Source organism: Pelagibius sp. (genome assembly GCF_965249265.1).
Taxonomy (GTDB): Bacteria; Pseudomonadota; Alphaproteobacteria; order Kiloniellales; family Kiloniellaceae; genus Pelagibius.
In genome coordinates, this window is record NZ_OZ252224.1 from 5,175,926 (window position 1) to 5,201,682 (window position 25,757).

22 protein-coding genes are annotated in these 25,757 nt (G+C 64.6%); 13 read left to right on the forward strand and 9 right to left on the reverse strand.

Annotated elements, in window-relative coordinates:
* The first annotated feature begins 391 nt into the window (after nt 1–391).
* From hemE to rho, 4 genes are all read left to right on the forward strand, one after another.
* Nucleotides 392–1,453 carry a uroporphyrinogen decarboxylase gene (gene hemE / locus ACP146_RS24080; RefSeq protein WP_422369300.1) on the forward strand — a complete coding sequence of 354 codons (1,062 nt, stop codon included), beginning with the start codon at nt 392–394 and terminating at the stop codon, nt 1,451–1,453.
* A 4-nt stretch (nt 1,454–1,457) separates the two neighbouring features.
* On the forward strand, nt 1,458–2,519 hold the full coding sequence (hemH, locus tag ACP146_RS24085; protein ID WP_422369301.1) for a ferrochelatase: 1,062 nt from the start codon (nt 1,458–1,460) through the stop codon (nt 2,517–2,519).
* An 89-nt stretch (nt 2,520–2,608) separates the two neighbouring features.
* Nucleotides 2,609–3,052, forward strand: coding sequence for a protoporphyrinogen oxidase HemJ (gene hemJ, locus ACP146_RS24090; RefSeq protein ID WP_422369302.1), 444 nt, complete (start codon nt 2,609–2,611; stop codon nt 3,050–3,052).
* 273 nt (nt 3,053–3,325) lie between these two features.
* On the forward strand, nt 3,326–4,582 hold the full coding sequence (gene rho, locus ACP146_RS24095; protein WP_422369303.1) for a transcription termination factor Rho: 1,257 nt from the start codon (nt 3,326–3,328) through the stop codon (nt 4,580–4,582).
* Between the two features lie 70 nt (nt 4,583–4,652).
* On the opposite strand, the gene ACP146_RS24100 is transcribed toward rho, so the two are convergent.
* Nucleotides 4,653–5,531: a LysR substrate-binding domain-containing protein gene (locus ACP146_RS24100; RefSeq protein ID WP_422369304.1), complete on the reverse strand. Its 879-nt coding sequence runs from the start codon at nt 5,529–5,531 to the stop codon at nt 4,653–4,655.
* Nucleotides 5,532–5,676: 145 nt separating this feature from the next.
* Here ACP146_RS24100 and ACP146_RS24105 point away from each other — a divergent pair, with 145 nt between their 5' ends.
* Nucleotides 5,677–7,245, forward strand: a complete 1,569-nt coding sequence (locus ACP146_RS24105; protein ID WP_422369305.1) for a trimethylamine methyltransferase family protein — start codon at nt 5,677–5,679, stop codon at nt 7,243–7,245.
* 12 nt (nt 7,246–7,257) lie between these two features.
* Here ACP146_RS24105 and ACP146_RS24110 read toward each other — a convergent pair whose 3' ends face one another.
* On the reverse strand, nt 7,258–8,244 hold the full coding sequence (locus ACP146_RS24110; protein WP_422369306.1) for an aldo/keto reductase: 987 nt from the start codon (nt 8,242–8,244) through the stop codon (nt 7,258–7,260).
* A gap of 91 nt (nt 8,245–8,335) precedes the next feature.
* On the opposite strand from ACP146_RS24110, the gene ACP146_RS24115 reads away from it, so the two are divergent.
* Together ACP146_RS24115 and ACP146_RS24120 are read left to right on the forward strand one after the other, a co-directional pair.
* Nucleotides 8,336–9,163 (forward strand): LysR family transcriptional regulator, encoded by an 828-nt coding sequence (locus ACP146_RS24115; protein ID WP_422369307.1) that lies wholly within the window; start codon nt 8,336–8,338, stop codon nt 9,161–9,163.
* A 25-nt stretch (nt 9,164–9,188) separates the two neighbouring features.
* On the forward strand, nt 9,189–10,004 hold the full coding sequence (locus ACP146_RS24120; RefSeq protein WP_422369308.1) for an alpha/beta fold hydrolase: 816 nt from the start codon (nt 9,189–9,191) through the stop codon (nt 10,002–10,004).
* 235 nt (nt 10,005–10,239) lie between these two features.
* Here ACP146_RS24120 and ACP146_RS24125 read toward each other — a convergent pair whose 3' ends face one another.
* The 4 genes from ACP146_RS24125 to ACP146_RS24140 form a co-directional block, all read right to left on the reverse strand.
* Nucleotides 10,240–11,217, reverse strand: coding sequence for a quinone oxidoreductase family protein (locus ACP146_RS24125; RefSeq protein WP_422369309.1), 978 nt, complete (start codon nt 11,215–11,217; stop codon nt 10,240–10,242).
* Nucleotides 11,217–11,909: a dienelactone hydrolase family protein gene (locus tag ACP146_RS24130; protein ID WP_422369310.1), complete on the reverse strand. Its 693-nt coding sequence runs from the start codon at nt 11,907–11,909 to the stop codon at nt 11,217–11,219. Before ACP146_RS24130 ends, ACP146_RS24125 begins: the two co-directional genes overlap by 1 nt.
* 100 nt (nt 11,910–12,009) lie before the next feature.
* Nucleotides 12,010–12,516: a methylated-DNA--[protein]-cysteine S-methyltransferase gene (locus ACP146_RS24135; protein ID WP_422369311.1), complete on the reverse strand. Its 507-nt coding sequence runs from the start codon at nt 12,514–12,516 to the stop codon at nt 12,010–12,012.
* A complete protein-coding gene (locus ACP146_RS24140; RefSeq protein WP_422369312.1) occupies nt 12,513–14,639 on the reverse strand; it encodes a thioredoxin domain-containing protein in 2,127 nt (708 codons plus the stop codon). Before ACP146_RS24140 ends, ACP146_RS24135 begins: the two co-directional genes overlap by 4 nt.
* A gap of 257 nt (nt 14,640–14,896) precedes the next feature.
* On the opposite strand from ACP146_RS24140, the gene ACP146_RS24145 reads away from it, so the two are divergent.
* The 6 genes from ACP146_RS24145 (at nt 14,897) to ACP146_RS24170 (ending at nt 21,376) form a co-directional block, all read left to right on the forward strand.
* On the forward strand, nt 14,897–15,163 hold the full coding sequence (locus tag ACP146_RS24145; RefSeq protein WP_422369313.1) for a DUF6489 family protein: 267 nt from the start codon (nt 14,897–14,899) through the stop codon (nt 15,161–15,163).
* A 61-nt stretch (nt 15,164–15,224) separates the two neighbouring features.
* Nucleotides 15,225–16,619: a tRNA uridine-5-carboxymethylaminomethyl(34) synthesis GTPase MnmE gene (mnmE, locus tag ACP146_RS24150; protein WP_422369314.1), complete on the forward strand. Its 1,395-nt coding sequence runs from the start codon at nt 15,225–15,227 to the stop codon at nt 16,617–16,619.
* A gap of 189 nt (nt 16,620–16,808) precedes the next feature.
* The gene (gene mnmG, locus ACP146_RS24155; protein ID WP_422369315.1) at nt 16,809–18,722 is read left to right on the forward strand and encodes a tRNA uridine-5-carboxymethylaminomethyl(34) synthesis enzyme MnmG; all 1,914 of its coding nucleotides are present in this window, start codon (nt 16,809–16,811) and stop codon (nt 18,720–18,722) included.
* A 43-nt stretch (nt 18,723–18,765) separates the two neighbouring features.
* A complete protein-coding gene (rsmG, locus tag ACP146_RS24160; RefSeq protein ID WP_422369695.1) occupies nt 18,766–19,422 on the forward strand; it encodes a 16S rRNA (guanine(527)-N(7))-methyltransferase RsmG in 657 nt (218 codons plus the stop codon).
* Between the two features lie 38 nt (nt 19,423–19,460).
* Nucleotides 19,461–20,273 (forward strand): ParA family protein, encoded by an 813-nt coding sequence (locus ACP146_RS24165; RefSeq protein ID WP_422369316.1) that lies wholly within the window; start codon nt 19,461–19,463, stop codon nt 20,271–20,273.
* A gap of 173 nt (nt 20,274–20,446) precedes the next feature.
* On the forward strand, nt 20,447–21,376 hold the full coding sequence (locus tag ACP146_RS24170) for a ParB/RepB/Spo0J family partition protein (protein WP_422369317.1): 930 nt from the start codon (nt 20,447–20,449) through the stop codon (nt 21,374–21,376).
* Nucleotides 21,377–21,403: 27 nt separating this feature from the next.
* Here ACP146_RS24170 and holA read toward each other — a convergent pair whose 3' ends face one another.
* The 3 genes from holA to leuS are packed head-to-tail and all read right to left on the reverse strand — an operon-like array spanning nt 21,404 to nt 25,581.
* Complete coding sequence (gene holA, locus ACP146_RS24175) at nt 21,404–22,456, reverse strand: DNA polymerase III subunit delta (protein WP_422369318.1); 1,053 nt, start codon at nt 22,454–22,456, stop codon at nt 21,404–21,406.
* A 17-nt stretch (nt 22,457–22,473) separates the two neighbouring features.
* Nucleotides 22,474–22,965 (reverse strand): LPS assembly lipoprotein LptE, encoded by a 492-nt coding sequence (lptE, locus tag ACP146_RS24180; RefSeq protein WP_422369319.1) that lies wholly within the window; start codon nt 22,963–22,965, stop codon nt 22,474–22,476.
* A 36-nt stretch (nt 22,966–23,001) separates the two neighbouring features.
* The gene (leuS, locus tag ACP146_RS24185) at nt 23,002–25,581 is read right to left on the reverse strand and encodes a leucine--tRNA ligase (protein WP_422369320.1); all 2,580 of its coding nucleotides are present in this window, start codon (nt 25,579–25,581) and stop codon (nt 23,002–23,004) included.
* Nucleotides 25,582–25,757: the final 176 nt, after the last annotated feature.

The following is a 25,757-nucleotide window of genomic DNA, read 5'->3' on the forward strand; positions in this document are numbered from 1 at the left end:
AAAAATCGATCACAGCCGTCCCTTCTTTCATCAGACGAGTCTTTTCATCTTGAACGACAAAAGCCCACATTGGATCAAACCCTGAGGTAAAGCCCGTCCGATGAAGATTTTCCCCGTTATCCCCCGCTTGCAGGCGGAGCGCAAGCCAGCCGGGGCCTTGGCGGGAGAGGGTTTTTGGACGGAGAAGCCCACAGGAAAGATCCTTTTTCAGGGCCTTGCGGATGACTCTCTGGATAGATTCAGGCAAAACGCTGATCCCCGGGATTCACAGGCACCAACTACAAAAACCCAAAACTCTATTTAATTATTTTTTAGAAGAAGGGGGCTTTGCCAAGCCTGCGGAAAAGGCCATCTTGCGGTCCAGTGATGACCGGTTGCGAAAAGAGAAAACGTGAAGCCAGCCAGCGATAAGCTTCTGTTACGCGCCCTTGCCGGCGAAACCCTGCCACGTCCGCCGGTCTGGCTGATGCGCCAGGCGGGCCGCTACTTGCCGGAATACCGGGCTGTGCGGGCCGAGGCCGACGGTTTCCTGGATCTCTGCTTCACGCCGGATCTGGCGGTGGAAGTTACCCTGCAACCGATCCGCCGCTACGGCTTCGACGCCTCGATCCTGTTCTCCGACATCCTGGTGGTGCCCCATGCCCTGGGCCAGAAGGTCTGGTTCGAGGAAGGGATCGGGCCGCGGCTGGAAGCTATCGAAAAGCCCGCCGATCTGGCGGGCCTGTCGCGCGACGGTCTGCACGAGGCCCTGGCACCGGTTTATGAAACGGTGCGCCGTCTGCGGCAGGATCTGCCGCAGGAGGTGACGCTGATCGGCTTTGCCGGGGCGCCCTGGACGGTGGCCAGCTACATGCTGGAAGGCGGCAGCAGCAAGGACTTTGCGGCCGGCAAGAAATGGGCATATGGCGCAGCAGAAGACTTCCAGCGCCTTATCGATCTCTTGGTCGAGGCGACCGGCGACTACCTGATCGCCCAGATCGATGCCGGCGTGGAGGTGGTGCAGATTTTCGATTCCTGGGCTGGTATCTGGCCGGAAGCCGCACTGCGCCGCTGGTGCCTGGAGCCGGCAAAGGCGCTGACGGCGCGCCTGAAAAAAGAACGGCCCGATGTGCCGGTGATCCTGTTTCCCCGCGGCGCCGGCCTGTTGTACCGCGACTTCGCCCTGGAAAGCGGCGCTGCCGGGCTCGGCCTGGATACCACCTTGCCGCTGGGTTGGGCCGCCCGGGAATTGCAGTCCAAAGTGGCGGTTCAGGGCAATCTCGATCCCATCATGCTGGTGGCTGGCGGAGAGCAGCTTGACCGTGCGGTCGATCACATCCTCACCGAACTCGGCCAGGGTCCCTTTATCTTCAATCTCGGCCACGGCATCGTTCCGGAAACACCGCTGGAGAATGTCAGCCGGATGATGGACCGCATCCACGGTTGGGATGCCGCGGCGCGCAGGGCGGGCTGAGACGATGAACCGGATTGCTGTTGTCGTCTTCAACCTCGGCGGCCCGGACGAGCCCGCGGCGGTGCAGCCCTTTCTGTTCAATCTCTTCAACGATCCGGCGATCATCGGTCTGCCGGGGCCGCTGCGCTGGCTCCTGGCCAAGGTCATCTCTTCCCGCCGCGCGCCCGTGGCGCAGGAAATTTACCGCGAACTCGGCGGCGGATCGCCGCTGCTGCCGAATACCGAGGCCCAGGCTACGGCCCTGCAGGCAGCCCTCAATGATGGCTCCAATGATGACGGGGCGGACGAGTTTCAGGTTTTCATCGCCATGCGCTACTGGCATCCGCGGGCGGCTCAGACGGCGAAAAAAGTGGCCGCCTATAATCCCGACCAAGTGCTGCTGGTGCCGCTCTATCCGCAGTTTTCAACGACGACTTCCGCTTCTTCCCTGAAAGAATGGCAGAAATGCGCCAAGGCCGCCGGGTTGAAAGCGCCGAACCGGACGCTGTGTTGCTATCCCCAGAAACCGGGTTTCGTCGCGGCGACCGCAACCGGCCTGCGCCAGGCGCTACGTGAATTGGGTCAGGAGCCGCCGCCCCGGGTGCTGTTCTCGGCCCATGGCCTGCCAAAAAAGATCGTTGAAAAGGGCGATCCCTATCAGTGGCAGGTCGAACAGTCGGTTGCCGCAGTGGTAAAGGCCATGGGTGAGGTCAACCTCGACTGGGAAGTCTGTTATCAGAGCCGGGTCGGGCCGCTGGAATGGATCGGGCCCTCGACGGATGCCGAGATTGAACGCGCCGGGCGGGAGGGCAAACCGGTGATCGTGGTGCCCATCGCCTTTGTCTCCGAGCATTCTGAAACCCTGGTCGAACTGGATATCGAGTATCGGGAACTGGCGGAGAAGGCCGGGGTGCCGCGCTATCTGCGGGTGCCCACGGTTTCCTGCGATGCGGACTTTATCGACGGCTTGGCCGGGCAGATCCGCCGGGTGAAGGACAGTGATCGCAAGGTCTGTTCCGAGAGCGGCGGGCGGCTTTGTCCGGCCCGCTGGAGCGGTTGTCCCCAGGCTGCGGACACTGCCGGTTGATTGTGGGGGTCAATAACCTGAGAGGTAATTGATCCTTCTGCCGTTTATCCCGATGTGATGGAACCCGAAAGAATTCAACAGGTGACACGATGGCCGGCTTTCTCGGTGACGCTTATCTCTGGGTGAAAAGCCTGCACATCCTGGCGGTGATCGCCTGGATGGCGGGGTTCCTCTATCTGCCGCGGCTTTTCGTCTATCACTGCAGCGCCGAGATCGGTTCCAAACAGTCCGAGACCTTCAAGGTCATGGAGCGCCGCCTGCTGCGGGCCATCATGAACCCGGCGATGCTGGTTGCCTGGGCCGCCGGTTTGGCCCTGGCGGCGAACATCGATGCCTGGAGCGAGGGCTGGTTCCACGTGAAGCTGACCCTGCTCATCGTGCTTACGGTTCTGCATATGGTCGCGGCCCGCTGGCGCCGCGCCTTTGCCGAGGATGCCAACCGCCACAGCGAGCGCTTCTATCGCGTGATGAATGAAGTGCCGGCGGTGCTGATGATCGCGATTGTCGTCATGGCGGTGGTCAAGCCGTTCTAGGCCCTTTCGGATCCCGCCGCCTTTGCTTGACTTCGCAAGGGGCTTCAAGTAACCATCGGAAATTCCTATGCACCTTGCCGTCCGGCGGTGTTGATCCCATATGTCAGTCATAATTCATTAACCAGCCAAGTATAGGCTGCATTTGGGAAATCTTCCCTCCGTCCGCGGCCTTTTCCATGTCCTTTGCGCTCCCGGCACCGGCCGGCGTCGCGGCGCAGATCCAGGTCAGACAGCCCTCTCCTCCCCTTTGATCGACCACAGGCGTAACCGCCCATGAACCTCCAAGAACTGAAAGCCAAGAGTCCGGCAGATCTTTTGGCTTTTGCCGAAGAACTGGAAATCGAGAACGCCTCTGCCCTGCGCAAGCAGGACATGATGTTCGCGATCCTGAAACACCTTGCCGAGAACGACCAGCCGATCTACGGCCGCGGTGTTCTGGAGATCCTGCAGGACGGCTTCGGTTTCCTGCGCTCGCCGGAATCGAACTATCTGGCAGGCCCGGACGACATCTACGTCAGCCCCAGCCAGGTACGCCGCTTCGGCCTGCGCACCGGCGACACGGTGGAAGGGCAGATCCGCTCCCCCAAGGACGGCGAGCGCTACTTCGCCTTGCTTAAGGTCAGCGAGATCAATTTCGACCCGCCGGAGAATTCGCGCCACCGCATCAACTTCGACAACCTGACGCCGCTTTATCCGGACGAGAAGGTGAAGCTGGAAGTCGAGGACCCGACCACCAAGGATCTGACCCCACGGGTGATCGACCTGACGGCGCCCATCGGCAAGGGCCAGCGCGCCCTCATCGTCGCGCCGCCGCGCACCGGTAAGACCATGATCCTGCAGAACGTCGCCAAGTCGATCGCCGCCAATCATCCGGAGATCTTCCTGATCGTGCTGCTGATCGACGAGCGGCCGGAGGAAGTGACCGACATGGACCGCTCGGTGGTCGGCGAGGTGGTGAGTTCCACCTTCGACGAGCCGGCCCAGCGCCACGTGCAGGTCGCCGAGATGGTGATCGAAAAGGCCAAGCGCCTGGTCGAACACAAGAAGGACGTGGTGATCCTGCTGGATTCCATCACCCGGCTCGCCCGTGCCTACAACACCGTGGTGCCGAGTTCGGGCAAGGTCCTGACCGGCGGTGTCGACGCCAACGCGCTGCAGCGCCCGAAGCGCTTCTTCGGCGCCGCGCGCAACATCGAAGAGGGCGGCTCGCTGACCATCATCGCCACCGCGCTGATCGATACCGGCAGCCGCATGGACGAGGTCATCTTCGAAGAGTTCAAGGGCACCGGTAACTCGGAAATCGTGCTCGACCGCAAGCTGGCGGACAAGCGCACCTTCCCGGCCATCGATATCGGCAAGTCCGGCACCCGCAAGGAAGAGCTGCTGGTCGACAAGGGCACCCTGTCGAAGATGTGGGTGCTGCGCCGCATCCTGATGCCCATGGGCGTCACCGATTCCATCGAGTTCCTGGTCGACAAGCTGAAACAGCAGAAGACCAACCAGGACTTCTTCGACTCGATGAATCAGTAACCGCGCTTTCCAGTTAGAGTTAAAAAAGGGGCTCGGCCATTTTGCCGAGCCTCTTTTACTTTCATCTCGATCAGCGCATCGGGGCCGCTTGATCGTGCAGCCATCCTATCAGGGCGGCGACGCCGGGGTCGGCGAGGGCGCCCGGCGTGTAGGCGATGAAGTAGCCGTAGTCTTCCAGTTCAACCGGTGAAAGGCGGACGAGCTTTCCCGTCGCGATCTCGTCGCTGACCAGGGGGTCGTTGAGAGCAATGCCCTGACCGTCGATGACCGCCTGGACGCGCACGTTGGGGTCGGGGATCGTCAGGGCGCTGTCATGCTGGTGATAGGGCAGTTCGGCGGCGTCGTGCCACTCGGCCCAGGTCGTACTGCCGTCGCGATCGGTAAGAAGCGGCGTTTGTGCGAAGACGGTCTCAATGCCGTCTTTTTCTATGCGTGCTGCTAATTCCGGAGTTCCCGTTGGAAAAGCCGGACAGGCAAAGAGCGGCGCGTGTTCCAGATCCGACCAGTCCCCCTTGCCCCAGCGGATGGTCAGGTCGACGCCGGCCCCGCGAAGGTCGACCAGATCGACCATCGGCTGCAGGCGCAGCCGGATCTCGGGATGGGCCTGCATGAAGGTCATCAGGCGCGGCGACAGCCAGCGCGAGGCAAGATAGGTCGAGAGGCCCAGGGTGACGGACTGCTCTGCACCGCCGCGCAGCCCTTCGATCTTGCGCTCGATGTCTTCAAAAGCGGGATGAGCGGAAGCCCGGAGTTCCCGCCCGCGATCGGTCAATTCGATCCCACGCGGGCGGCGATGAAAGAGCGCAAAGCCCAGGGCCGCTTCAAGCTGCTGGATCTGATAGCTGACCGCGCCCTTCGTCAGGTTCAGCGCCGCTGCGGCGTCGGAGAAGCTGCCGTGTTCGGCAATGCTGGCGAAAAGCCGCAGACTGTCGTGATGACGAAAGCGCATCCTGAAGCGTCTAAGGTATCTGAACGATCTGTTCAAATGAATTGCATTGTCCAACCGTGTTTTCGGCGCGAAGTTGCTTGTCAACCTTAGTTTTCTTCGACCCGACAATAGTGAGTTGTCACTGCGCCGTGAAATGAGTTCAAAGATGCTGAACCAAAAAAGTGATCTGCCGCCGCCGGAACTCAGCAGAAAGTCCCGCAGAAAAGGGCGCATGGCACGCATCGCCGTCCACGCTGGCAGTGGTAGAGGAAATATGCCGCAGGCGCTGCGACGGATTCCGGCCTATGCGCTGCTCGACGAGGAATCCCTGACGGCCCTGGAGGAGCAGGCAGACTGGATACTGAGCCGGATCGGGGTGGAGTTTCGCGGCGACGACACCGCCCTGGCGCTGTTTCGGGAGGCGGGGGCGACGGTGCAAGGCGCCCGCGTGCGTTTCGATCCCGGTCATGTACGCGCGCTCTGCGCGACGGCGCCCGCGACCTATCGCCTGCATGGCCGCGATCCGGCGCGGAGCGTCATGCTGGGCGGCGACCATGTCGTCCTGATGCCGGGTTATGGCTCGCCCTTCGTGACCGATCTCGACCGCGGGCGCCGGTATGCCTCGCTTGAGGACTTCCGGAACTTTGTGAAGCTGACCTATCTCAGCCCCTGGCTGAACCATTCCGGCGGCACGGTCTGCGAGCCGCTGGAGCTGCCCGTGAACCTGCGCCACCTGGATATGGTCTATGCGCATCTGCGCTATTCGACGCAGCCCTTCATGGGCAGCGTGACGGCGCCGGAGCGGGCCCGGGATTCGCTCGACATGGCGCGGATCGTCTTCGGTGGATTCATGGACAGCCACGCGGTCATCCAGGCGAACATCAACGTCAACTCGCCGCTGGTCTATGACGGCACGATGTCCGGCGCGCTGCGCGCCTATGCCGCGGCAGGGCAGTCGGTGGCGATCTCTCCGGCGATCTTCGGCGGGGCCATGGGACCGGTCAGTCAGCCCGCGGTCATTGCCCAGACGCTGGCCGAAGGCATGGTCGGCATCGCGCTTACGCAACTGGTGCGCCCGGGCTGTCCGGTGGTTCTCGGCAGCTTCCATTCGACGATGAACCTGAAGTCCGGCGCGCTGACCTTCGGCTCGCCCGAAGCGAACCTCTCGACCATGGCGCTGTCGCAGTTGGGGCGGCGCCTGGGCGTGCCGGTGCGCTCCGGCGGCGGGCAGATCACCGCGGCGAATGCCGCCGACGGTCAGGCCATGCAGGAAAGTTCGACGGCAATGTTGAGCGCGATCCTCTCCGGCGCGAACCAGATCTGGCATGCCGCCGGCTGGCTGGAGGGCGGCTTGACCATGGGCTACGAGAAGTTCGTGATGGATCTCGATCACTGCGGCATGGTGCTGCGTCTGATCGAGGGCCTGGTGGTCGACGATGAAAGCTTGGCCCGCGAGGCCTATCTGGAGTGCGGCCCGGGCGAGAACTTTCTTTCGGCCCGGCACACCCTGCGTCATTTCGAGCAGGCGAACTACATCTCGGCCCTGCCGGAAGCGGGGCCCTACGAGACCTGGCTGGAACAGGGCAGCCGGACGGCCGAGCAGCGCGCCAATGCGCGCTGGAAGGCGATGCTCGCCGCCTATGAAGCACCGGCCATCGATCCGGGCGTTGACGAGGCGCTGCGTGACTTCATCGACCGAAAGAAAGCATCCACACCTGAACGCTGGCACGAATGATGGCGCGCGTTTCTAACGCTCCCGCGGTGCGCCTTCCGGTTCGCGCTGCAGCAGGTTTTCGATTTCATCCATGACCGCCGCCGGCAGCTTTCCGTGATCGAGGGCCGCAGCGTTGTCGCGCATCTGGGCGACGGTGCGCGCGCCGGGCAGGGGGATGTTGCGGTCCGACTTGGCCAGCAGCCAGCAGAGCGCGCCCTGGGCCGGACTGCGCCCGCCGCTGGTCAGCAGTTCCCGCACCGCGACGAGTTGGTCGAGATACTTGGGCGTCACCCGGCCGCCCTCGAAGCCGTCGCGCCAGGTGGCGTCGGTGGAGCGGATGTCATCATCAGCCATCTTTGTGTCGTGGCCGAACTTGCCGGTCAGGATGCCCATGGCCAGCGGTGAGCGGATGAAGGCGATAAGATCGTTGCGCGCCACCGTCGCCTGGATCGTCGGCACGTCGGCGAAGACATTCATGGCATGCTCGATGCCGATGAAACCTTCCCTGCCGGCCAGGGCTTCGGTGTTGGCCGGATAGTCGGTGCTCCAGCCGAAGGCGCGGATCTTACCGGCCCGGCGCGCCTTGTCCATTTCCTCGAAGATCGGTTGCGCCGTCTCCACCGGCAGGGCGTTCAGATGCAGAAGCATTACATCGACGTGGTCGCGCTGCAGCCGTTTCAGGCAACGCTCGATGGCTGGCAAGACCAACTCCGGCGCTGTCTCATCATCCAGCACCTGCTTCGTCTCTTCATCGAAACCCATGCCGATCTTGCTGATGACCAGGGCATCGGGGCGGTCTTTCAGGGCTTTGCCGAGCAGGGGTTCGGCGTGGCCCGCGCCGTAAACGGCGGCGGTGTCGAAGAGCGTGATCCCGGCATCCAGGGCGGCGTGAATGGTGCGCAGGGATTCGCCGTCTTCGGCATTGGCATATCCCAACGGCTGGTCGCCTCTGAAGAAAGGTCCGCCGATAGGCCAGCAGCCCATGCCGAGCGGCGCGATCTCGTTTTCCAGGAGCTTCATGGCAGGTTCCTTTCGTGTTGTTGCTTCAGGAACACTGATTGTGGTTGTTCGGACCTATGATCACCATGAAACGTATTGTAATGTTCTTTTCATGGATGAAACGGACTTTGATTGGAACGACCTGCGGCTTTTCCTCGCCGTGGCGCGCCATGGCGGCCTCTCCGCGGCGGCGCAGGCCACCGGCAAGTCCGCGCCCACCCTGGGCCGCCGCATGCTGGCGCTGGAGGCCGTGCTCGGCGCCGAGTTGTTCCGCCGGCTGCCCCGCGGGTACGAGTTGACGGAGGAGGGCGCGGTCTTTTTGAACCGGGTCGTCGACCTGGAAGCGAAGATCAAGCCGCTCGGCACTGCAGCCGCGAAGAAGCGCAAGGTGCTGGTGAAGGTCTCCGCCGGAAGCTGGATGACCCAGGCGCTCTGTGAGAAGGCCGGGCAGATCCTGAAAGGCAATCCCGAAACGCGACTGCGTTTCGTCTCCGCCGAACATGTGCTCGACATCGCGCGCCGGGAAGCGGTGATCGGCATCCGCAACCAGCGGCCCGAGCAACTCGGTCTGGCGGGCCGCAAGGTCGGCCGGGTGCAGTTTGCCGGATATGCCAAGAACAAGAAGGTGAAGCCCTGGGCGCGGGTCGTCGGCACCACACCCTCGGCGCGCTGGCTAGCCGCTGCTACGGAGAGAGCAGAGTCACTCGAAGTGACGGCGCCGCGCAACGCCCTCGACCTCGCGCTTGCCGGAACGGCCCGCGCCTTGCTGCCGACTTTTATCGGCGACAGACAGAGGGGATTGAAACGTGTCACCGCACCGGTTGGAGAACTCGCCCATGATCAATGGCTGGTCACGCATCAAGACGACCGCTTCGTGCCGGAAGTACGGCTGACGATCGATCGCATTTACGATGTGATAAAGAGTCTGCATAAAGGCTGAAGCGAAGGCGGGAGGAGAAGCGTTCATGACCTGGCAGCTTGATGAGCGCTATGAAACCAGCGCCGGCTGCGTTGCGGCGGGCCGGGCCGGCGAAGGACCGGACCTGGTGCTGGCCCACGGCTGGCCCTGGTCGTCCTTCTCCTGGCACCGTGTTGTCCCGACCCTCGCACAACGGTTCCACGTCCACTGGTACGACATGCCGGGCTACGGCCGCTCCGCCATGCTGCCTGAACAACGCACCGGGCTGGATGTACAGGGCGAAGTCTTTGCCGAGATGCTCGGGCATTGGAACCTGGAAAGACCCCGGGTGGTCGCCCACGATTTCGGCGGTGCCACCACCCTGCGCGCGCATCTGCTGCACGGCTGCGACTTCGAGCGCTATGTTCTGATGAACGTCGTCGCCATGCGCCCCTGGGGGTCGGCGTTCTTCGACCATGTCGGGCAGCACGTCGACGCCTTCCTTGGTCTGCCGCCGCACATCCACAAGGCGGTTGTCGAGGCCTATATCAAGGGCGCGCTCGTCAACGACATCGACGGTGGGGACTTTGCAGAGCTGGTCGGCCCCTGGTTGAGCGAAGACGGCCGCGGCAGCTTCTATCGCCAGTTCGCTCAGGCCGACGAGCGCTTCACCGCCGAGGTGGAACCGATGTTCGGCGCCATCCGCTGCCCGGTGAAAATCATCTGGGGCGAAGACGACCCCTGGATCCCGCTGGCCCGCGGCAAGGCGCTCCACGGCCTGGTGCCGCAGGCGGCTTTTGAAACGCTCCCCGGCGTCGGCCACCTGCCGCAGCTGGAAGCACCGGATCATGTTTTGGAAAAGGTCGTCTCGTTTCTTACGTGACTCCACCTGCCGGGTAGTGAGTTTGGGCCTCACCCCCCTCCCGACCTCCCCCCATCAAGGGGGGAGGGGTTTGTTGGGCAGCATCAACAACGTGTTCCCTCCCCCTTAGATGGGGGAGGGTCAGGGTGGGGGTGACAACCTCTCAAACGAAAGTCTTCGACCAGGTAAAGCAACTTTGCTGATCTGACCGCGAGATCTAAAGCAACGGCTAAGCGTTAGCAGTTGTGTCGATGTATCACGGCAGCAGCACCGTCGAGCCGGTTGTCTTGCGGGCTTCCAGGTCGCTGTGGGCCTGGGCGGTTTCGCTCAAGGGATAGGTCTGGTTCACCGCGATCTTCACCTTGCCCGAGGTCACCACCTCGAAGAGGGCTGCGGCGGAGGCCTCCAACTCCTCGCGCTTGGCGTTGTAGGCCATCAGGCTGGGGCGGGTGAGGTAGAGCGATCCCTTCTGGCCAAGGATACCCGGATTGAATGGGTCGACGGGCCCCGAAGCGTTGCCGAAGGTGACCATCAGGCCGCGCGGTCTGAGACAGTCGAGAGAACCTTCGAAGGTGTCCTTGCCGATGGAGTCATAGACCACCGGGACGCCGGCGCCGTCGGTCAGTTCGCGGACCCGGTCGGTGAAGTTTTCTTCGCGGTAGTTGATGGTGTGGTGGCAGCCGCTCTCCTTGGCGAGGGCGGCCTTCTCCGCCGAACCGACAGTGCCGATGACCGTGGCGCCGAGATGCTTCAGCCACTGGCAGGCGATGAGGCCGACGCCGCCGGCGGCGGCGTGCAGCAGCACCGTGTCGCCGGGCTGCACCGCGTAGGTGCGGCGGATCAGGTACTCCACGGTCATGCCCTGCAGCATCATCGCGGCGGCCTGTTGGTCGCTGATGGCGTCGGGCAATTTGACCAGGCGGTGCCAGGGCATGATCCGCGCCGCGGCATAGGCGCCCGGCGGCGCGTCGGCATAGGCCACGCGGTCGCCGGGGACGAAGGCGTCGACGCCCTCACCGACCGCGGCGACGGTTCCGGCGCCCTCCATGCCGATGACCGCCGGCAGCTTGGGCAGAGGATAGAGGCCGTTGCGGTGATAGACGTCGATGTAGTTGAGGCCGCAGGCCGACTGTTCGATCAGGACTTCGCCGGGCCCCGGTGCCGGAACCTCGACATCCTCATAGACCAGGGCTTCGGGGCCGCCGGGGGCATGGATGCGGATTGCTTTGGTCATCAGCCGATGGACTCCTTGAAGAGCTGAACGGTACGGTCGTTGGCGAGCTTGGCGGCATCAGCGTCATAGTGCTCACCGCCTTCGCGGGCGAAGGCGTGATCCTTGCCTTCATAGACATGGACGGTGGCGTTGCTGTTGCCGGCCAGGCCCGCGCGCACCTTGGCGATTTCCTCCGCCGAGGAGAAGGCGTCCTGTTCGGCGATGTGCAGCATCAGGGGCTTGGTGATCTTGTCGGCTTCTCCCAGAAGATCGCCCAGGCCGACGCCGTAGTAGCCGACGTTGCAGTCGGAATCCGAACGGGTCGCCATCAGATAGGCGAGCTTGCCGCCGAGGCAGTAGCCGATGCTGCCCGCCTTGCCGTTGCAGACTTCGTGCGCGCGCAGGGCGGCCAGGGTGGCGTTCAGATCCTCGATGCCTTTGTCGACGTCGAAGAGGCCGAAAAGTTCGAAGGCGCGGTCCCATTCGGCTTGGCTTTGGTCGGTTAGCTGGATACCGGGTTCGATGCGCCAGAACAGATCCGGGCAGACCGCGACGAAGCCCTGGGTCGCCAGCCAGTCGCAGGTATCGCGCATGACCTGGTTGACGCCGAAGATCTCCTGCGCCACGACGATGCCCGGTGCCGGCGTGACCGCCGGCAGGGCCGCATAGACCATGAAGCTGCCGTCTTTGCCTTCGATGGTGATTTCAGGCATGAGCCTTCCCCTGTTTTTCGATTGCAGTATGGGTATTCGGTTTTGGGTTAGAGCTTATCGTGCGGCCCGGACCGCTGTCATCAGACCAGCGGCGCCTCGGTCAGCCGAAAGAAAAGCCGTGCTGGATCGGCCAGGCGCCTTCCAGGGTGAGCAGCTCGGCCTTGGTCTCCGCGCCCCGGCCGCCGGAGAAACCGCCCAGCGCCCGGTCCGCCGCCAGCACCCGGTGGCAGGGAATGACGATGGGAATGGGATTGGCGCCGCAGGCGCCGCCGACGGCCCGGGCGACCCCGCCGGTCGCCTTGGCGAGATCGCCGTAAGAACGGGTCTCGCCGTAGGGGATGCGCAGCATCTCCCGCCAGACGGCGCGCTGGAAGTCGCTGCCCGCGGGTTTCAGCGGCAGATCGAAGGCCTGCAGGTCGCCGGCGAAGTAGGCGGTGATTTGCTCGGCGGCGCGGTCCAGCAGGGGGCTGGTCTCCGGGAAGTCGGGCGCGGTCTTGCCCCTTTCCCAGGTCACCCGGGCCCAGGTCACCCGGACGATGCTGCCGTCTTCCTCGGTCAGGATCACCGGGCCGGTCGGGGTCTCGACGCTTTTACTGATGCGACTCATGACGCTGCCGCGGCGCCGCCGAGGGCCAGGCTGAGGGCCTTGGCCTCGGTGATCGGCAGGGAACAGGTCGGGCCGTGGCAGACATAGGCGGTGGCCCTGCCGTCGCTTTGGCCCTTGCCGCTGGCCGGATGGTTCTCCGGCAGGCTTTCGTCCGGGGCGATCACCTGGAGAATGCGGTTCGGCAGGCAGAGGGCGCGGACCGCGCTGAAGAGGGTTCTCGTATCGGCAGTCTCCCGCTCGCCGACGATAACCACCTGGACCGCAGAGTTGAGCAGTTCAGCGCCGTTCAACAGGGTGGCCAGGGGAAAGAAGTTGCGGTTCACCTCGCCGGAGAAGGCGCGGATCAAGGCCTCGGCGCGCGCGCGGTAGCTTTCCTTGCCGGTCAGATAGTAGAGCCGCGCGAGCACCGAGAGGATCGTTCCGTTACCGGAAGGAACCGCATTGTCGTGCGGCGTCTTCGTGCGCACGATGAGGCCGCGGGTGTCGTCGGCGGTGAGGAAGTAGCCGCCGCCTTCTTCATCCCAGTAGTGGCGGTCGACCGTCGTCACCCAGTTCTCCGCCTGTTCGAGATAGGCGGCCTTCGTGGTCGCTTCAAAAAGGGCGACGGCGCCGGCGGCCATGTTGGCGTAGTCGTCCAGGGTCGCCGGGTGCTTCAGCTTGCCGTGACGCCAGGAATGAAACAGCCGCCCCTCGACCTGCATCTCGCGGCAGACGAAGGCGAAGGCTTCCTCGGCGGCGGCGAGCCAGGCGGGCTCCTCGAAGAGGGGACCCAGCTCGGCCAGGGCAGCGATCATCAGGCCGTTCCAGTCGGCCAGCACCTTGTCGTCCCAGCCGGGCCAGATGCGCCGGTTGCGCACCGCCAGCAGGGTCTCGCGGGCGGCGGCCAGCCGGGCTTCGGTCTCGGCATCGCCAAGAACCGGCAGGTCGGTGCGGTTCAGGATGGTCTTGCCTTCCCAGTTGCCGCCGGGGCCGACGTCGTAATGCTTTTTGAAGAGGGCGGCCTCTTCGCCGAGCAGGCTGTCGATTTCGCTTTCGCTCCAAACGTAGAACTTGCCTTCCTCGCCCTCGCTGTCCGCATCCAGGGTGGCGGCGAAGGCGCCGCAGGGCTGCTTCCCGCTGCCGTCGCTGTCGGCGATCATTTCACGCAGGGTCCAGGCGACGGTCTCGCGGATCCGCTGTTCATAGAGCGGGTTGCCGCTGTCCTGCCAGAGCCAGCCCAGCACCTCCAGCAGTTGGGCATTGTCATAGAGCATCTTCTCGAAATGCGGGACCAGCCAGATGGCATCGACGGAATAGCGGGCAAAGCCGCCGCCCAGGTGATCGTAGATCCCCCCCTGGCACATCTTGGTCATGGTCAGTTCGCAGGCCTGGCGCAGGGCTTTGCCCTTCATGGGATCGGCACTGCGTTTTGCGGCCCGCCACAGCAGTTTCATGATTCCGGGTTGCGGGAACTTGGGGGCGGAGCCGATGCCGCCGTGGCGCATGTCGATCTCTTTCACCAGGTGGGCGACAATCTGGTCGATGATTCCCGTCGAAATGCTGTCGCCGGTCTGGTTTTGCGAGAGGTTGTCGAGGGCGCTCTTCAGGGCGGTGGTGTTCTTGGTCACCCGTTCCTGATCGTTGGCGTAGATACCGGCGATCCCCTGCAGCACCTGGGGCAGGCCGGGACGCCCGAACCGCGGGCTGGGGGGAAAGTAGGTGCCGCCCCAGAAAGGCTCGCCGTCGGGGGTCAGGAACATGGTCAAAGGCCAGCCACCGTGCTCGCCGAGCAGGGCCAGAGCCGACTGATAGATCGAATCGACGTCCGGCCGTTCTTCCCGGTCCACCTTGATATTAACGTATAACTGGTTCATGAGTGCTGCGATTTCGGGGTTCTCGAAGCACTCATGGGCCATGACATGGCACCAGTGGCAGGCGGCATAGCCCACCGAAAGCAGGACCGGCTTGCCCTCGCGGCGCGCCGTCTCGAAGGCTTCCTCCCCCCAGGGCTGCCAGGCCACCGGGTTGTCGCGGTGCTGCAGCAGATAGGGGCTGGTCTCACCGTCCAGCGTGTTTTTCAGTCCCAGGCCGTTATCGGCTGTCATGGCAAGGTCGACGGATTCAGGCGCGGAAGGTTCGGACAAAGGGGCGACTCGCAATTCGATCTTGGGTTCGGTATGGGCTCGGTTGGGAGTTGGGGATCGGCCGTCGCGATGTCGAGGATCGCAGGCCGAACCGGCTTCCCTGCTCGTTGTTTTGGACCCGGCCAGGGACCGCATTGCGGCGCCGGGTTTCGGACCTGTAGGCTCTCGATCACACTATGGGTCGCAGGGCCGTCGATGCTCAACCATGAATATGTAATGGTTTTTCGGGTTTGCGGCCGAGAACAGGAGAGCAGGGCATGAAGATCAACGTGGATATCGATTGCACGCCAGAGGAAGCGCGGGCCTTTCTGGGGCTGCCGGATGTCGGACCGATGCAGAAGGCGCTGATGGATGAAATGCAGAAGCGCATGATGGCCAATCTGGCGGGCATGGAACCGGAGCAGCTCTTCAAGACCTGGTTGCCAGCCGGCATTCAGGGCTGGGAGCAGATGCAAAAGGCCTTCTGGTCGCAGATGACCAAGGCCGCCGGCGAGAAGAGCGGCGGCAAGACAGGCGGCGATTGATCGTCAATTTCCGCTACCATATTGATAAATAATAATAAAATAGTCAGAGATGAACGCCTCGATGGCTGACGATGAGACCATCTTCGCGCCTTCGACCGCGCCCGGCCGGGCCGGCGTGGCGGTTATCCGGGTCTCCGGTCCGCGGGCCGGCGATGCTTTGAGCGCGCTCACCGGGGGCGCGTTGCCGCCGCCGCGGCAGGCGGTGCTGCGGCGGCTTGCCGATCCGTCTGACGGTGAGCCGATCGACCGTGCCCTGGTGCTGTGGTTTCCGGCGCCTGGCAGTTTCACCGGGGAGGACGTGGCGGAGCTGCATCTGCATGGCGGCCGCGCCGTGGTCGCGGCGGTCCTCGCCGCCCTGGCGGCGCTTCCCGGTCTCGCACCGGCGGCGGCGGGCGCCTTTACCCGCCGGGCCTTCGATAACGGGAAGCTCGACCTCACGGCGGTGGAAGGCCTCGCCGATCTGATCGACGCGGAGACCGAAGCTCAGCGCCGTCAGGCGCTGCGGCAGATGGAAGGGGGTCTTGCCCGCCTGACCGAGGATTGGGCGGCGCGCCTGCTTCGGGTGCTGGCGCATTTCGAGGCGGCCATCGACTTTGTCGAAGAGGAACTGCCGGAAGGGTTGGATGGCAAAGCCCTGGCTGCCGCCGCCAAGGTCGCAGAAGAGATCGCCGCCGCCTTGGAAGACGACCGCCGCGGGGAGCGTCTGCGCGAGGGGCTGTCGGCGGTGATCCTGGGTGCGCCCAATGCCGGCAAGTCCTCCCTGCTGAACGCGATCGCCCAGCGCGAGGCGGCGATCGTCTCCAGCCTTGCCGGGACGACCCGCGACGTCATCGAGGTGCATCTCGATCTCGGCGGCTTTCCGGTCACGCTGTCGGACACCGCCGGGCTGCGCGAGGCGGCCGGCGATGCCGCGGAAGGAGAGGGCCATTGGGATATCGAGCGCGAAGGCATCAGCCGGGCGCGGCAGCGGGCGGCACAAGCCGACATGACTCTGCTGGTGATCGATCTCCAGGCCGGCGCGTCTTTGCCCGCAGAGGTTCAGGCGCTGCGGGACGGCCGCAGCCTCGTGGTTCTCAACAAGGCGGACCTGGCGCCGCAGGCGGCGGCGGGTGTGTTGCGGGATCTGGCGGCCGACGGCGCCTCGGAACCGGATGGCTGCTTTGTCGTCTCGGCCGAAACCGGGGAAGGGCTCTCGGGCCTTGTGGCGGCCATGGTCGAGCGGGCCCGCGATTGTGCGGAAAGCGGGGAGGGTGCGGCGGCCATTACCCGGGAACGGCATCGCCGCGCGCTGCAGGACTGTCTTGCCGCGTTGAAGGCCTCGGAATCCGCCGCGATGCCGGAACTGGTGGCCGAGGAACTGCGCCTGGCGATGCGGGCACTGGGTCGCATCACCGGGCGCGTTGATGTCGAAGACCTACTAGATGTTGTGTTTCAGGATTTCTGCATCGGCAAATAAGCCATTTTCGACCAGTGTTTCACGTGAAACATGGTGAAGATTCCTTAATCGCTTTGGCCCTGGGGAGCCCCTTCGGGGCTGGGTGTTGCCTGGATTCGCAGGCCTGATATAACCCGGCCCTGGACAACCCGGCCTGATGCAACCGGCCGGGTAAAGGATTTGAGCGGATGCCGCGCGAGGCTGTGGTTGATGTCCCACACTGTGTTTGATGTCATTGTCGTTGGAGGAGGCCACGCCGGCTGTGAAGCGGCGGCGGCGGCGGCGCGCCTGGGCGCCGATACCCTCCTGGTCACCCACCGCAAAGACAGCATCGGCGTGATGTCCTGCAATCCGGCCATCGGCGGTCTCGGCAAGGGTCACCTGGTGCGCGAAATCGATGCGCTGGACGGGGTCATGGGACGGGTTGCCGATGCCGGCGGCATTCAGTTCCGCGTCCTCAATGCGAGTAAGGGGCCGGCGGTGCGCGGACCCCGCGCCCAGGCAGACCGCGCGTTGTATCGCGACGCCATGCAGGATGCCCTGGCCGCGCAGGCCGGCCTCCGCATTTATGAGGCGGCGGTACATGATCTTATCCTTGGGGCGGACGGCCGCTGCCGGGGGGTGATCACCGAAGCGGGTGAGCGCCTGGAAGCGGCGGCGGTGGTCCTGACCACCGGCACCTTCCTGCGCGGCATGATCCATATCGGCGAGCGGCGTATCCCCGCCGGCCGGGTCGGGGAGGCGCCGGCGGAGGGTCTGTCCCAGACCTTGGCCCGGGCCGGATTCCGTCTCGGACGCCTGAAGACCGGCACGCCGCCGCGGCTCAACGGGCGGACCATCGATTACAGCGGTCTGACCGAACAGCCCGGCGACAATCCGCCGGAACCTTTCTCGACCCTGACCGGCGCCATCACCCAAAGGCAGATTGCCTGCCACATCACTCATACTTCCGAGGCCGGTCACGCGCTGATTCGGGACAACCTGGACCGGGCGCCGCTCTACTCCGGCCAGATCGAAGGCGTGGGGCCGCGCTATTGCCCCTCCATCGAGGACAAGGTGGTCCGTTTCGCCGAGAAGAACCGGCATCAGATCTTCCTGGAGCCGGAAGGCCTCGACGATCCGACGGTTTATCCCAACGGCATCTCCACCTCGCTGCCCGAAGACGTCCAATTGGCGTTGCTCAAGACCATCCCGGGCCTGGAGAAGACGGTGATGACCCAGCCGGGTTATGCCATCGAGTACGACTATGTGGATCCGCGGGAGCTGGCCACGGATCTGCAGACCCGTCGGCTGCCGGGGCTGTACCTGGCCGGCCAGATCAACGGGACGACGGGTTATGAAGAAGCGGCGGCCCAGGGGCTGATGGCCGGCCTTAACGCCGCTTTGGCGGCCGGGGCGCAGGGCGCCGACCACCAGGGTGCGCCTTTTGTGCTCGACAGAGCCGAGGCCTACATCGGGGTGCTGATCGACGATCTGGTGAGCCGCGGGGTCAGCGAACCCTACCGGATGTTCACCAGCCGGGCCGAATACCGCCTGCGCCTGCGCGCGGACAACGCCGATCAGCGGCTGACGGGGCGGGGCCTCGCCCTGGGTGCCGTCGGCGGAGAACGCCGCAAGGCCTTCGAGGCCAAGCAGTCGGCGCTTTCAGCAGCCAAGAGCCTGACCGCCTCTCTCATGACGACGCCTTCGGCGCTGGCGGCGCGGGGTATCGCCATCAATCAGGACGGTGTCCGGCGCAGCGCCTACGATCTGCTGCGCTATCCCCAGCTCACCCTGGCCGGGCTCGGGCAGATTTGGCCCGAACTGCGGGATCTGGCGCCGGAAATTGCCCGGCAGATCGAGATCGAAGGGCGCTACCAGGGCTACATGGAGCGGCAGGAGGCCGATATCCGCGCCTTCCGCAAGGACGAGGCGCTGCGTCTCCCTGCCGATCTCGACTATACGGCCATCGGCGGCCTCTCCGCGGAGGTTCGGCAGATCCTTTCCGCCGCCATGCCGGAAACCCTGGGGGCGGCTGCCCGTATTCCGGGAGTCACCCCGGCAGCGGTGCTGGCGCTGTTGCGCTACGTGCGCAAAGGGTCGGAACGAATGGCGGCAGCCGGCCACGGCGAGTCCGCCGCCTAGAAGCACCTGCGGCGGGGCCCCTATGGTTAATGAACCGCAAAGGCTGACCGCAGCCGACTTTCAGCGCGTGACCGATGTTTCACGTGAAACACAGGATAAATTCGAACGATATGCCGCCCTGCTGACCAAATGGACGGCGGCCATCAATCTGATCAGCCCGCGCAGCCTGCCGGACCTCTGGCGTCGGCATTTTCTTGATTCGGCGCAACTGCGGGCCTACCTGCCGCCGGCGCCGGAGGCGGGGGAGCGGACGATCCTCGATCTGGGCTCCGGTGGCGGCTTTCCGGGTATGGTGCTGGCCCTGCTCGGCTGCGGCCAAGTTCATCTTGTGGAGTCGGATCAGCGCAAAGCGGTGTTCCTGCGGGAGGTGGCGCGGGAAACCGGGGCCTCTGTTACCGTCCACGCCCTGCGGATCGAGGCTCTGGACCCATTTGCCGTGGATGCCGTGACCTGCCGCGCTTTTGCGCCGCTGCCGAAGATCCTCGACCTGTCGGAGCCCTTCTTGCGGCCCCAAAACGACGGGGCCTGTGGAAAAGACGCCCCGGTTGGCCTCTTTCTGAAGGGTCGGAACGCTGATCGGGAATTGACCGAGGCCGGCAAAACATGGAGACTGCAGACCGAGCGCTTTGAGAGCATCACCGATCCAGAGGGGTCAATCTTGCGTCTCAAACTTCTATCTGTTGAGGGTGGCGCGTCTTGAACCTACAATATGTTGATGAACCACAGGAGCGCGGGCTGATGCCGCCGGTTCCCTGCGATACCCGTGTCTTGGCTGTCGCCAACCAGAAGGGCGGCGTCGGCAAGACCACAACGACGGTGAATCTCGCCACCGCCCTGGCCGCCTGCGGCAAGCGGGTGCTGATCGTCGATATGGATCCCCAGGGCAATGCCAGCACTGGGCTCGGGGTCTCTCCGGATAAGCGCAGCCAAGGTGTCTACCAAGTGCTGATCCAGGGCCTGGCCATGGACGAGGCCGAAAGCCCGACCCTGGTGCCGGGCATGGCGATTGTTCCGTCGGGTGTCGAACTCTCCGGCGCCGAGCTGGAGCTGATCGACGTCGACAACCGCGAATACCGGATGCGCGACGCCATCGACAGGGTGAGGGGGCAGTACGACTTTGTCCTGATCGACTGCCCGCCGGCCTTGGGGCTTCTGACCCTGAATGCCCTGGTTGCCGCCGATGCGGTGTTGGTGCCGCTGCAGGCGGAATTCTACGCGCTTGAAGGTCTCAGCCATCTGATGCGCACCATCGAGCGGGTGCAGCGGGCCCTCAATCCCAAGCTTTCCCTGCAGGGGGTGGTTCTGACGATGTTCGACCGTCGCAACAATCTCTGCGAGATGGTGGCTGCGGATGTCCGCGGCCATCTCGGCGAAGCGGTCTATCAGACGGTCATCCCGCGCAATGTGCGGGTCTCCGAAGCGCCGTCCCACGGCAAGCCGGTGCTGCTTTACGACATGCGTTGTGCGGGTTCCCAGGCGTACATCCGCCTGGCGCGGGAAATCCTGCAGCGCGAAAACGATCTGGCCGGCGAGCCGGCCCTGGCTTCCTGAGGCTTTGCGGCACAGTCTCGGCCCCAGGCGTTGGGATGCCAGGGACAGAAATTTCATTTCGGTTCCGTAATGACTGACCGGAAACCAAAGCGGCCATTACGGGGCGGCCATCACGGGGGGTGGTGGCGCAAAACAACGGTGCAGCAGAAGCACGGCGTCGGGAACTTAAGGCTATGACAGACGGAGCATCTTCGGATCAGGGCAGGCGGACCAATCTCGGCCGCGGTCTCGCCGCTCTTTTCGGGGAGGAAAACGAGGACTACGCCTCCCTCGACAAGGTGCGTTCGACCAAGACGGTGCCGATCGAACACCTGCATCCCGGCCGGTATCAGCCGCGCCAGCACTTCGACGAAGAAGCGGTCGGCGCTCTTGCCGAGTCGGTGAAGGCCCAGGGAATCCTGCAGCCGATCCTGGTGCGCCGCCATCCCGACCGCGGCAGCGAGTTCGAGATTGTCGCCGGCGAGCGCCGCTGGCGCGCGGCCCAAAAAGCCAAACTGCACGAAGTCCCGGTGGTCATCCGCGATCTGACCGACGCGGAATCCCTGGAACTGGCCATTGTCGAAAATGTTCAACGGCAAGACCTGACCCCAATTGAAGAAGCGGAGGGCTATCGCCGCCTCCTGGACGAGTTCCAGCACACCCAGGACGATCTGGCCAAGGTTCTCGGCAAGAGCCGCAGCCATATCGCCAACACCATGCGGCTGCTGAGCCTGCCGGAAGCGGTGAAGGCCATGGTGATGGAGGGCAAGCTGTCGGCCGGTCACGGCCGCGCCCTGGTCGGCTGCGAGGCGCCGGAAGACCTGGCTGCGGAGATCGTCAGCAAAGGTCTCAACGTGCGCCAGGCCGAGCGCCTGGTTCAGGACCTGAAGGCGGGCTCCGGCGGCAAGGCCAAGACTGCGGCCGGCAGCGGCACGGCCGAGGTCGCCAAGGACAGCGACACCATCGCTTTGGAGCGGGACCTCACGGCTCTGCTCGGCCTCAAGGTCAGCATCAAGTTCTTCGGCAGTGGCGGCTCCCTCACCATCCACTACAAGACCCTGGAACAGTTGGACGACGTGCTGCACCGCCTGAACCAGATGCCGCCGATCGTCGAGCGGGACTGATCCGGCGCGGCTTCTGCTTTTGTCGGATTACCGCCGTTGGGCGCGTCGTCCCCTGAGATTCCCGGGTGCATTGGCGGCAATCTCCATCAAGGCGCGGGACGCGAGGGTTTCCGCCGGCGCGCCGCTGCGCTTACAGCCGGCCTCCGCTTCCAGCAGTTTTTCCATGGCGACCGTCAGCGCCGGGCCCTTCCAGGCGCCGGCCTGGGCCTTGAACCCGGCTGCCGACTTCCAGAACACCGGGGGGCGCAGGCTCTTCATCGCCTGCTCGACAGGTGCCCCGCCAGCCACGGCGCCGGCCACCTGATGCACCCGCTGAAAGTGGCGCGCGACGGCACGCAGCAGGCTGACCGGTGCATTGCCTTCGGAAAAGCATCGCACGAGCGCCCGCTCCAGTCCCGGCAGATTGCCGCCGCCGGTGGCAAAGGCGACATCGTCGAGGCTGAGCAGCGCCGAGTCACCGACACAGTGTTCCGCATCCTCCAGGGTCACCGGACCCTCGCTGGTGCCTTTGAACAACAGCAGTTTTTCCAGCTCCCGGCGGGTGAGCTGGCGGTCGCCGCCGAGATGAGCCGCCAGGAAATCCACCGCGTCCCGGTCAATCGTCTTGCCGGCGGCGGCAAAAAACTCGCGCACCACCGTGGCCAGGCTGCGTTGATCGTCGTGATAACAGGCGATCGAGACCGCCGCCTTGTCGCCCTCAAACAAGCGGCGCAGGCTCGACCGACCGGGCAGGTCGCCGCCATCGAAGACCACTAGCGCCTCGCCCGGAGCGCGCGCCAGGAAGTCCTTCACCGTCGCGGTCATGGCATCCGCCGCGTCGCGTACCAGGACGAAGCGCCGGCCGCCGCCGAAAGTCAGCGCCGCGGCCTCGTCCGAGAGGCGGGCCGGGTCTTCCTTTATCTGGGCGGGTGAGAGTTCAGAAACGCAGAATGGATCGTTGGGGTCCGCGACCACGGCCGCCCGCAATTTGTTGACGCGCTCGCGCCGCAGGCCCGCGTCGGGCCCGTAAACCAGCACCGCAAAGCGGGCCGGATCGGGTGCGTCAAGAAAGCCTTCAACGTCTTTGCCCGTCAGCTTCAAGGCGCCGCCCGCCCGGATCAGCTGTTGGCGAAATAGACCGCGAGCCGGGTCTGAATGTCGTCGGCCACTTCACGCAGCGCGCGTTCGCGTGCGTCGCGCTCGGAGATCGTCGTGGCGAAAGGGTTTTCCAGAATGTCGTAGCTAGTGGTGGAGGTCGAGCGGCCGTTGAGCAGCTGCTCGCCGCTTCCGGTATCACTCAAAGTGAAATCCGTGGTCAGTCTCAGGTTGGCGCGGGTCGCGGTCTCGTCGCGGCGCACACCGAGCTCGCTGAGCGATTCGGTGATCTGCAGACGCAGTTGATAACTCGGCGCGACCGGCTGGCCGTTCGGGTTCAGGCGGTCACGCAGAAAGTTGTGCATCTGCTGACCGACCCGGTCGCGCAGGGGCTCGATCCGTACCGTCGCCATTTCGGCCGCGGCCGAAAGACTGCTGTCGCCCTCCGCGTAAAGCGGTGTGAACCCGCAGGCAGCGAGCGGCAGCAGGGCCCCGGCCGCAACGCCTCGGCGCATCAAGATCAAAAAGCTCCGCCGCTGTTTTTCCATGCTTCAGACTACCACGTTCACGATGCGATTCTTCACCACAATCACCTTGCGGGCGGCTTTGCCATCCATGGCCCTCAGGACGGCCGGATCCGCCAGGGCCATTTCCTGCGCCACATCCTCCGGCGCATCCATCGGCAGCGATACCGTGGCGCGCTTCTTGCCGTTGACCTGAACCGCCAGGGTCACCTGCTCATCGGCAGTCAGGGCAGTATCGGCCTGTGGCCAGGCCTCGTCGGCCAGCAGGCCCTCGTGACCCAGGCTCTGCCACATTTCCTCGGCAAGGTGCGGCATCATCGGTCCGATCAGGCGCACAACGAGTTCCAGGCTCTCGCGCAACACGGCGCGCCCGGCCCCATCGGCCGGCTTGAAGCCGCCGAGTGTATTGGCAACTTCGTGGATCCGCGCCACGGCTCGGTTGAAGCGGAACTTCTCGAGGTCGTCGCCGAACGCCTGAACCGTTTTGTGGACGGCGCGGCGCAGATCCAGTGCCGCACCGCTCAGATCACCGGGAACTGCGGTCCCTTTGGGCGGCAGGCTGTCCAGATTGTCCGTCAGCAACCGCCAAAGCCGCTGGGTGAAGCGCCAGGCGCCTTCGACGCCGGCATCGGTCCACTCCATATCGCGCTCCGGCGGGCTGTCCGAGAGCATGAACCAGCGCGCCGTATCGGCCCCGTAGGTGCCGATGATCGCCTCCGGATCCACGACATTACGCTTGGACTTGCTCATGGATTCAGAACGCCCGAGGACCACCGGCTGCCCGGTCTCCAGATGGCGCGCGCTGCCGTCGCCCAGCTTCTCGACCTCTTCCGGGAACAGCCATTTGCCGTCCGGGTCCTTGTAGGTCTCGTGGCAGACCATGCCCTGGGTGAACAGGCCGGCGAAGGGCTCGGGCAGGCCGACATGGCCGACCTCGGCCAGGGCGCGGGTGAAGAAGCGGGCATAGAGCAGGTGCAGGATCGCGTGCTCGACGCCGCCGATGTACTGATCCACCGGCAGCCAGTAGTCGACGGCCCCACGGTCCATCGGCGCTTCGGCGCGCGGGCTGCAGAAACGGGCAAAGTACCAGGACGAGTCGACGAAGGTGTCCATGGTGTCGGTGTCGCGCTCAGCCGGACCGCCGCATTCTGGGCAGGTCGTCTGCTTCCAGCTCGGGTGCCGCGCCAGCGGATTGCCGGGGGCATCGAAGGTCACGTCGTCGGGCAGCACCACCGGAAGCTGGTCCTCGGGCACCGGCACCGGGCCGCAGGCCGGGCAGTGGATGACCGGGATCGGGCAACCCCAATAGCGCTGCCGCGAGATGCCCCAGTCGCGCAGACGGTATTGGATCGTGCTCTCGCCCTGGCCGGCTTCGGCCAGGTGGTCGATGGCGGCCCGCTTCGCCGCTTCAACGCCCATCCCGTCGAGAAAACCGGAGTTGAACGCCGTGCCCTCGCCGGTATAGGCCTCCGTGCCGACCGCGAAGTTCTCCGGATCGGCACCCTCCGGCAGCACCACCGGCACCACCGGCAGTGCGTACTTGCGGGCAAAATCGAGGTCACGCTGGTCGTGGGCCGGGCAGCCGAAGATTGCGCCGCTGCCGTATTCCATCAGCACGAAGTTGGCGATATAGACCGGCAGGCTGACATCCGGCAGGAAGGGATGACGCACCCTGAGGCCGGTATCGAAACCCTTCTTCTCCGCGGTTTCGATGGCTTCTTCGCTGGTGCCCAGGCGATTGCACTCCTCGATGAAGGTTTTCGCCGAGGGATCGCCGGCGGCGACCTCTGCCGCCAGCGGATGGTTGGGCGAAAGCGCGCAGAAAGAAGCACCGAACAGCGTGTCGGGCCGGGTGGTGAAGACCGTCAGGCGGTCCTCGCGGCCTTCGATCTCGAAGCGGATGGTCGCGCCTTCAGACCGGCCGATCCAGTTGCGCTGCATCAGCCGTACCTTTTCCGGCCAACGCTCCAGGCCCTCGAGGCCCTCGAGCAGGGCATCGGAAAAGGCGGTGATCTTGAAGAACCACTGGGACAGCTTGCGGCGCTCGATCAGGGCATTGGAACGCCAGCCGCGCCCGTCGATCACCTGCTCATTGGCCAGCACGGTCTGATCGACTGGGTCCCAATTGACCGAGGATTCCTTGCGGTAAACGATGCCCGCCTTCATGAAGGCCGCAAAGAGCTTCTGTTGCTGGGCGTAGTAGCCGGGATGGCAGGTTGCGATCTCGCGGTCCCAGTCGATGGCCAGGCCCATCAGCTTGAGCTGCGCCCGCATGGTGGCGATGTTGGCGTAGGTCCATTCCGCCGGATGAATGCCGCGTTCCATGGCGGCGTTTTCCGCCGGCAGCCCGAAAGCATCCCAGCCCATGGGGTGCAGGACATTGAAGCCCTTGGCCCGCTTGTAGCGGGCGACCACGTCGCCGATGGTGTAATTGCGTACGTGTCCCATATGGATCTTTCCCGAGGGATAGGGAAACATCTCCAGCACGTAGTACTTCTCGCGGGCCCCGTTTTCGCGTGCCTCGTCCTCGCGTGCGGAAAAGCAACCGGCCGCATCCCAGCGGCTCTGCCACTTCTCTTCAACTTCCTTGGCGTTGTAACGACTCATGGTGTGATCGCAATTGGGACCCGTTCGTTTGGGTCGGTAGCAGGGGTCTCTATGGGTACGCCTCTGTTCGCGTATGGCCCTGTTTCGAAACTGCGGAGCGCAGCGAGGTTCGTGACAGGCGAAAGGCCGTCGCCCGCGGGGGCGGAAGACTGCGCCTGCGGCTCGGGCCCTTCACG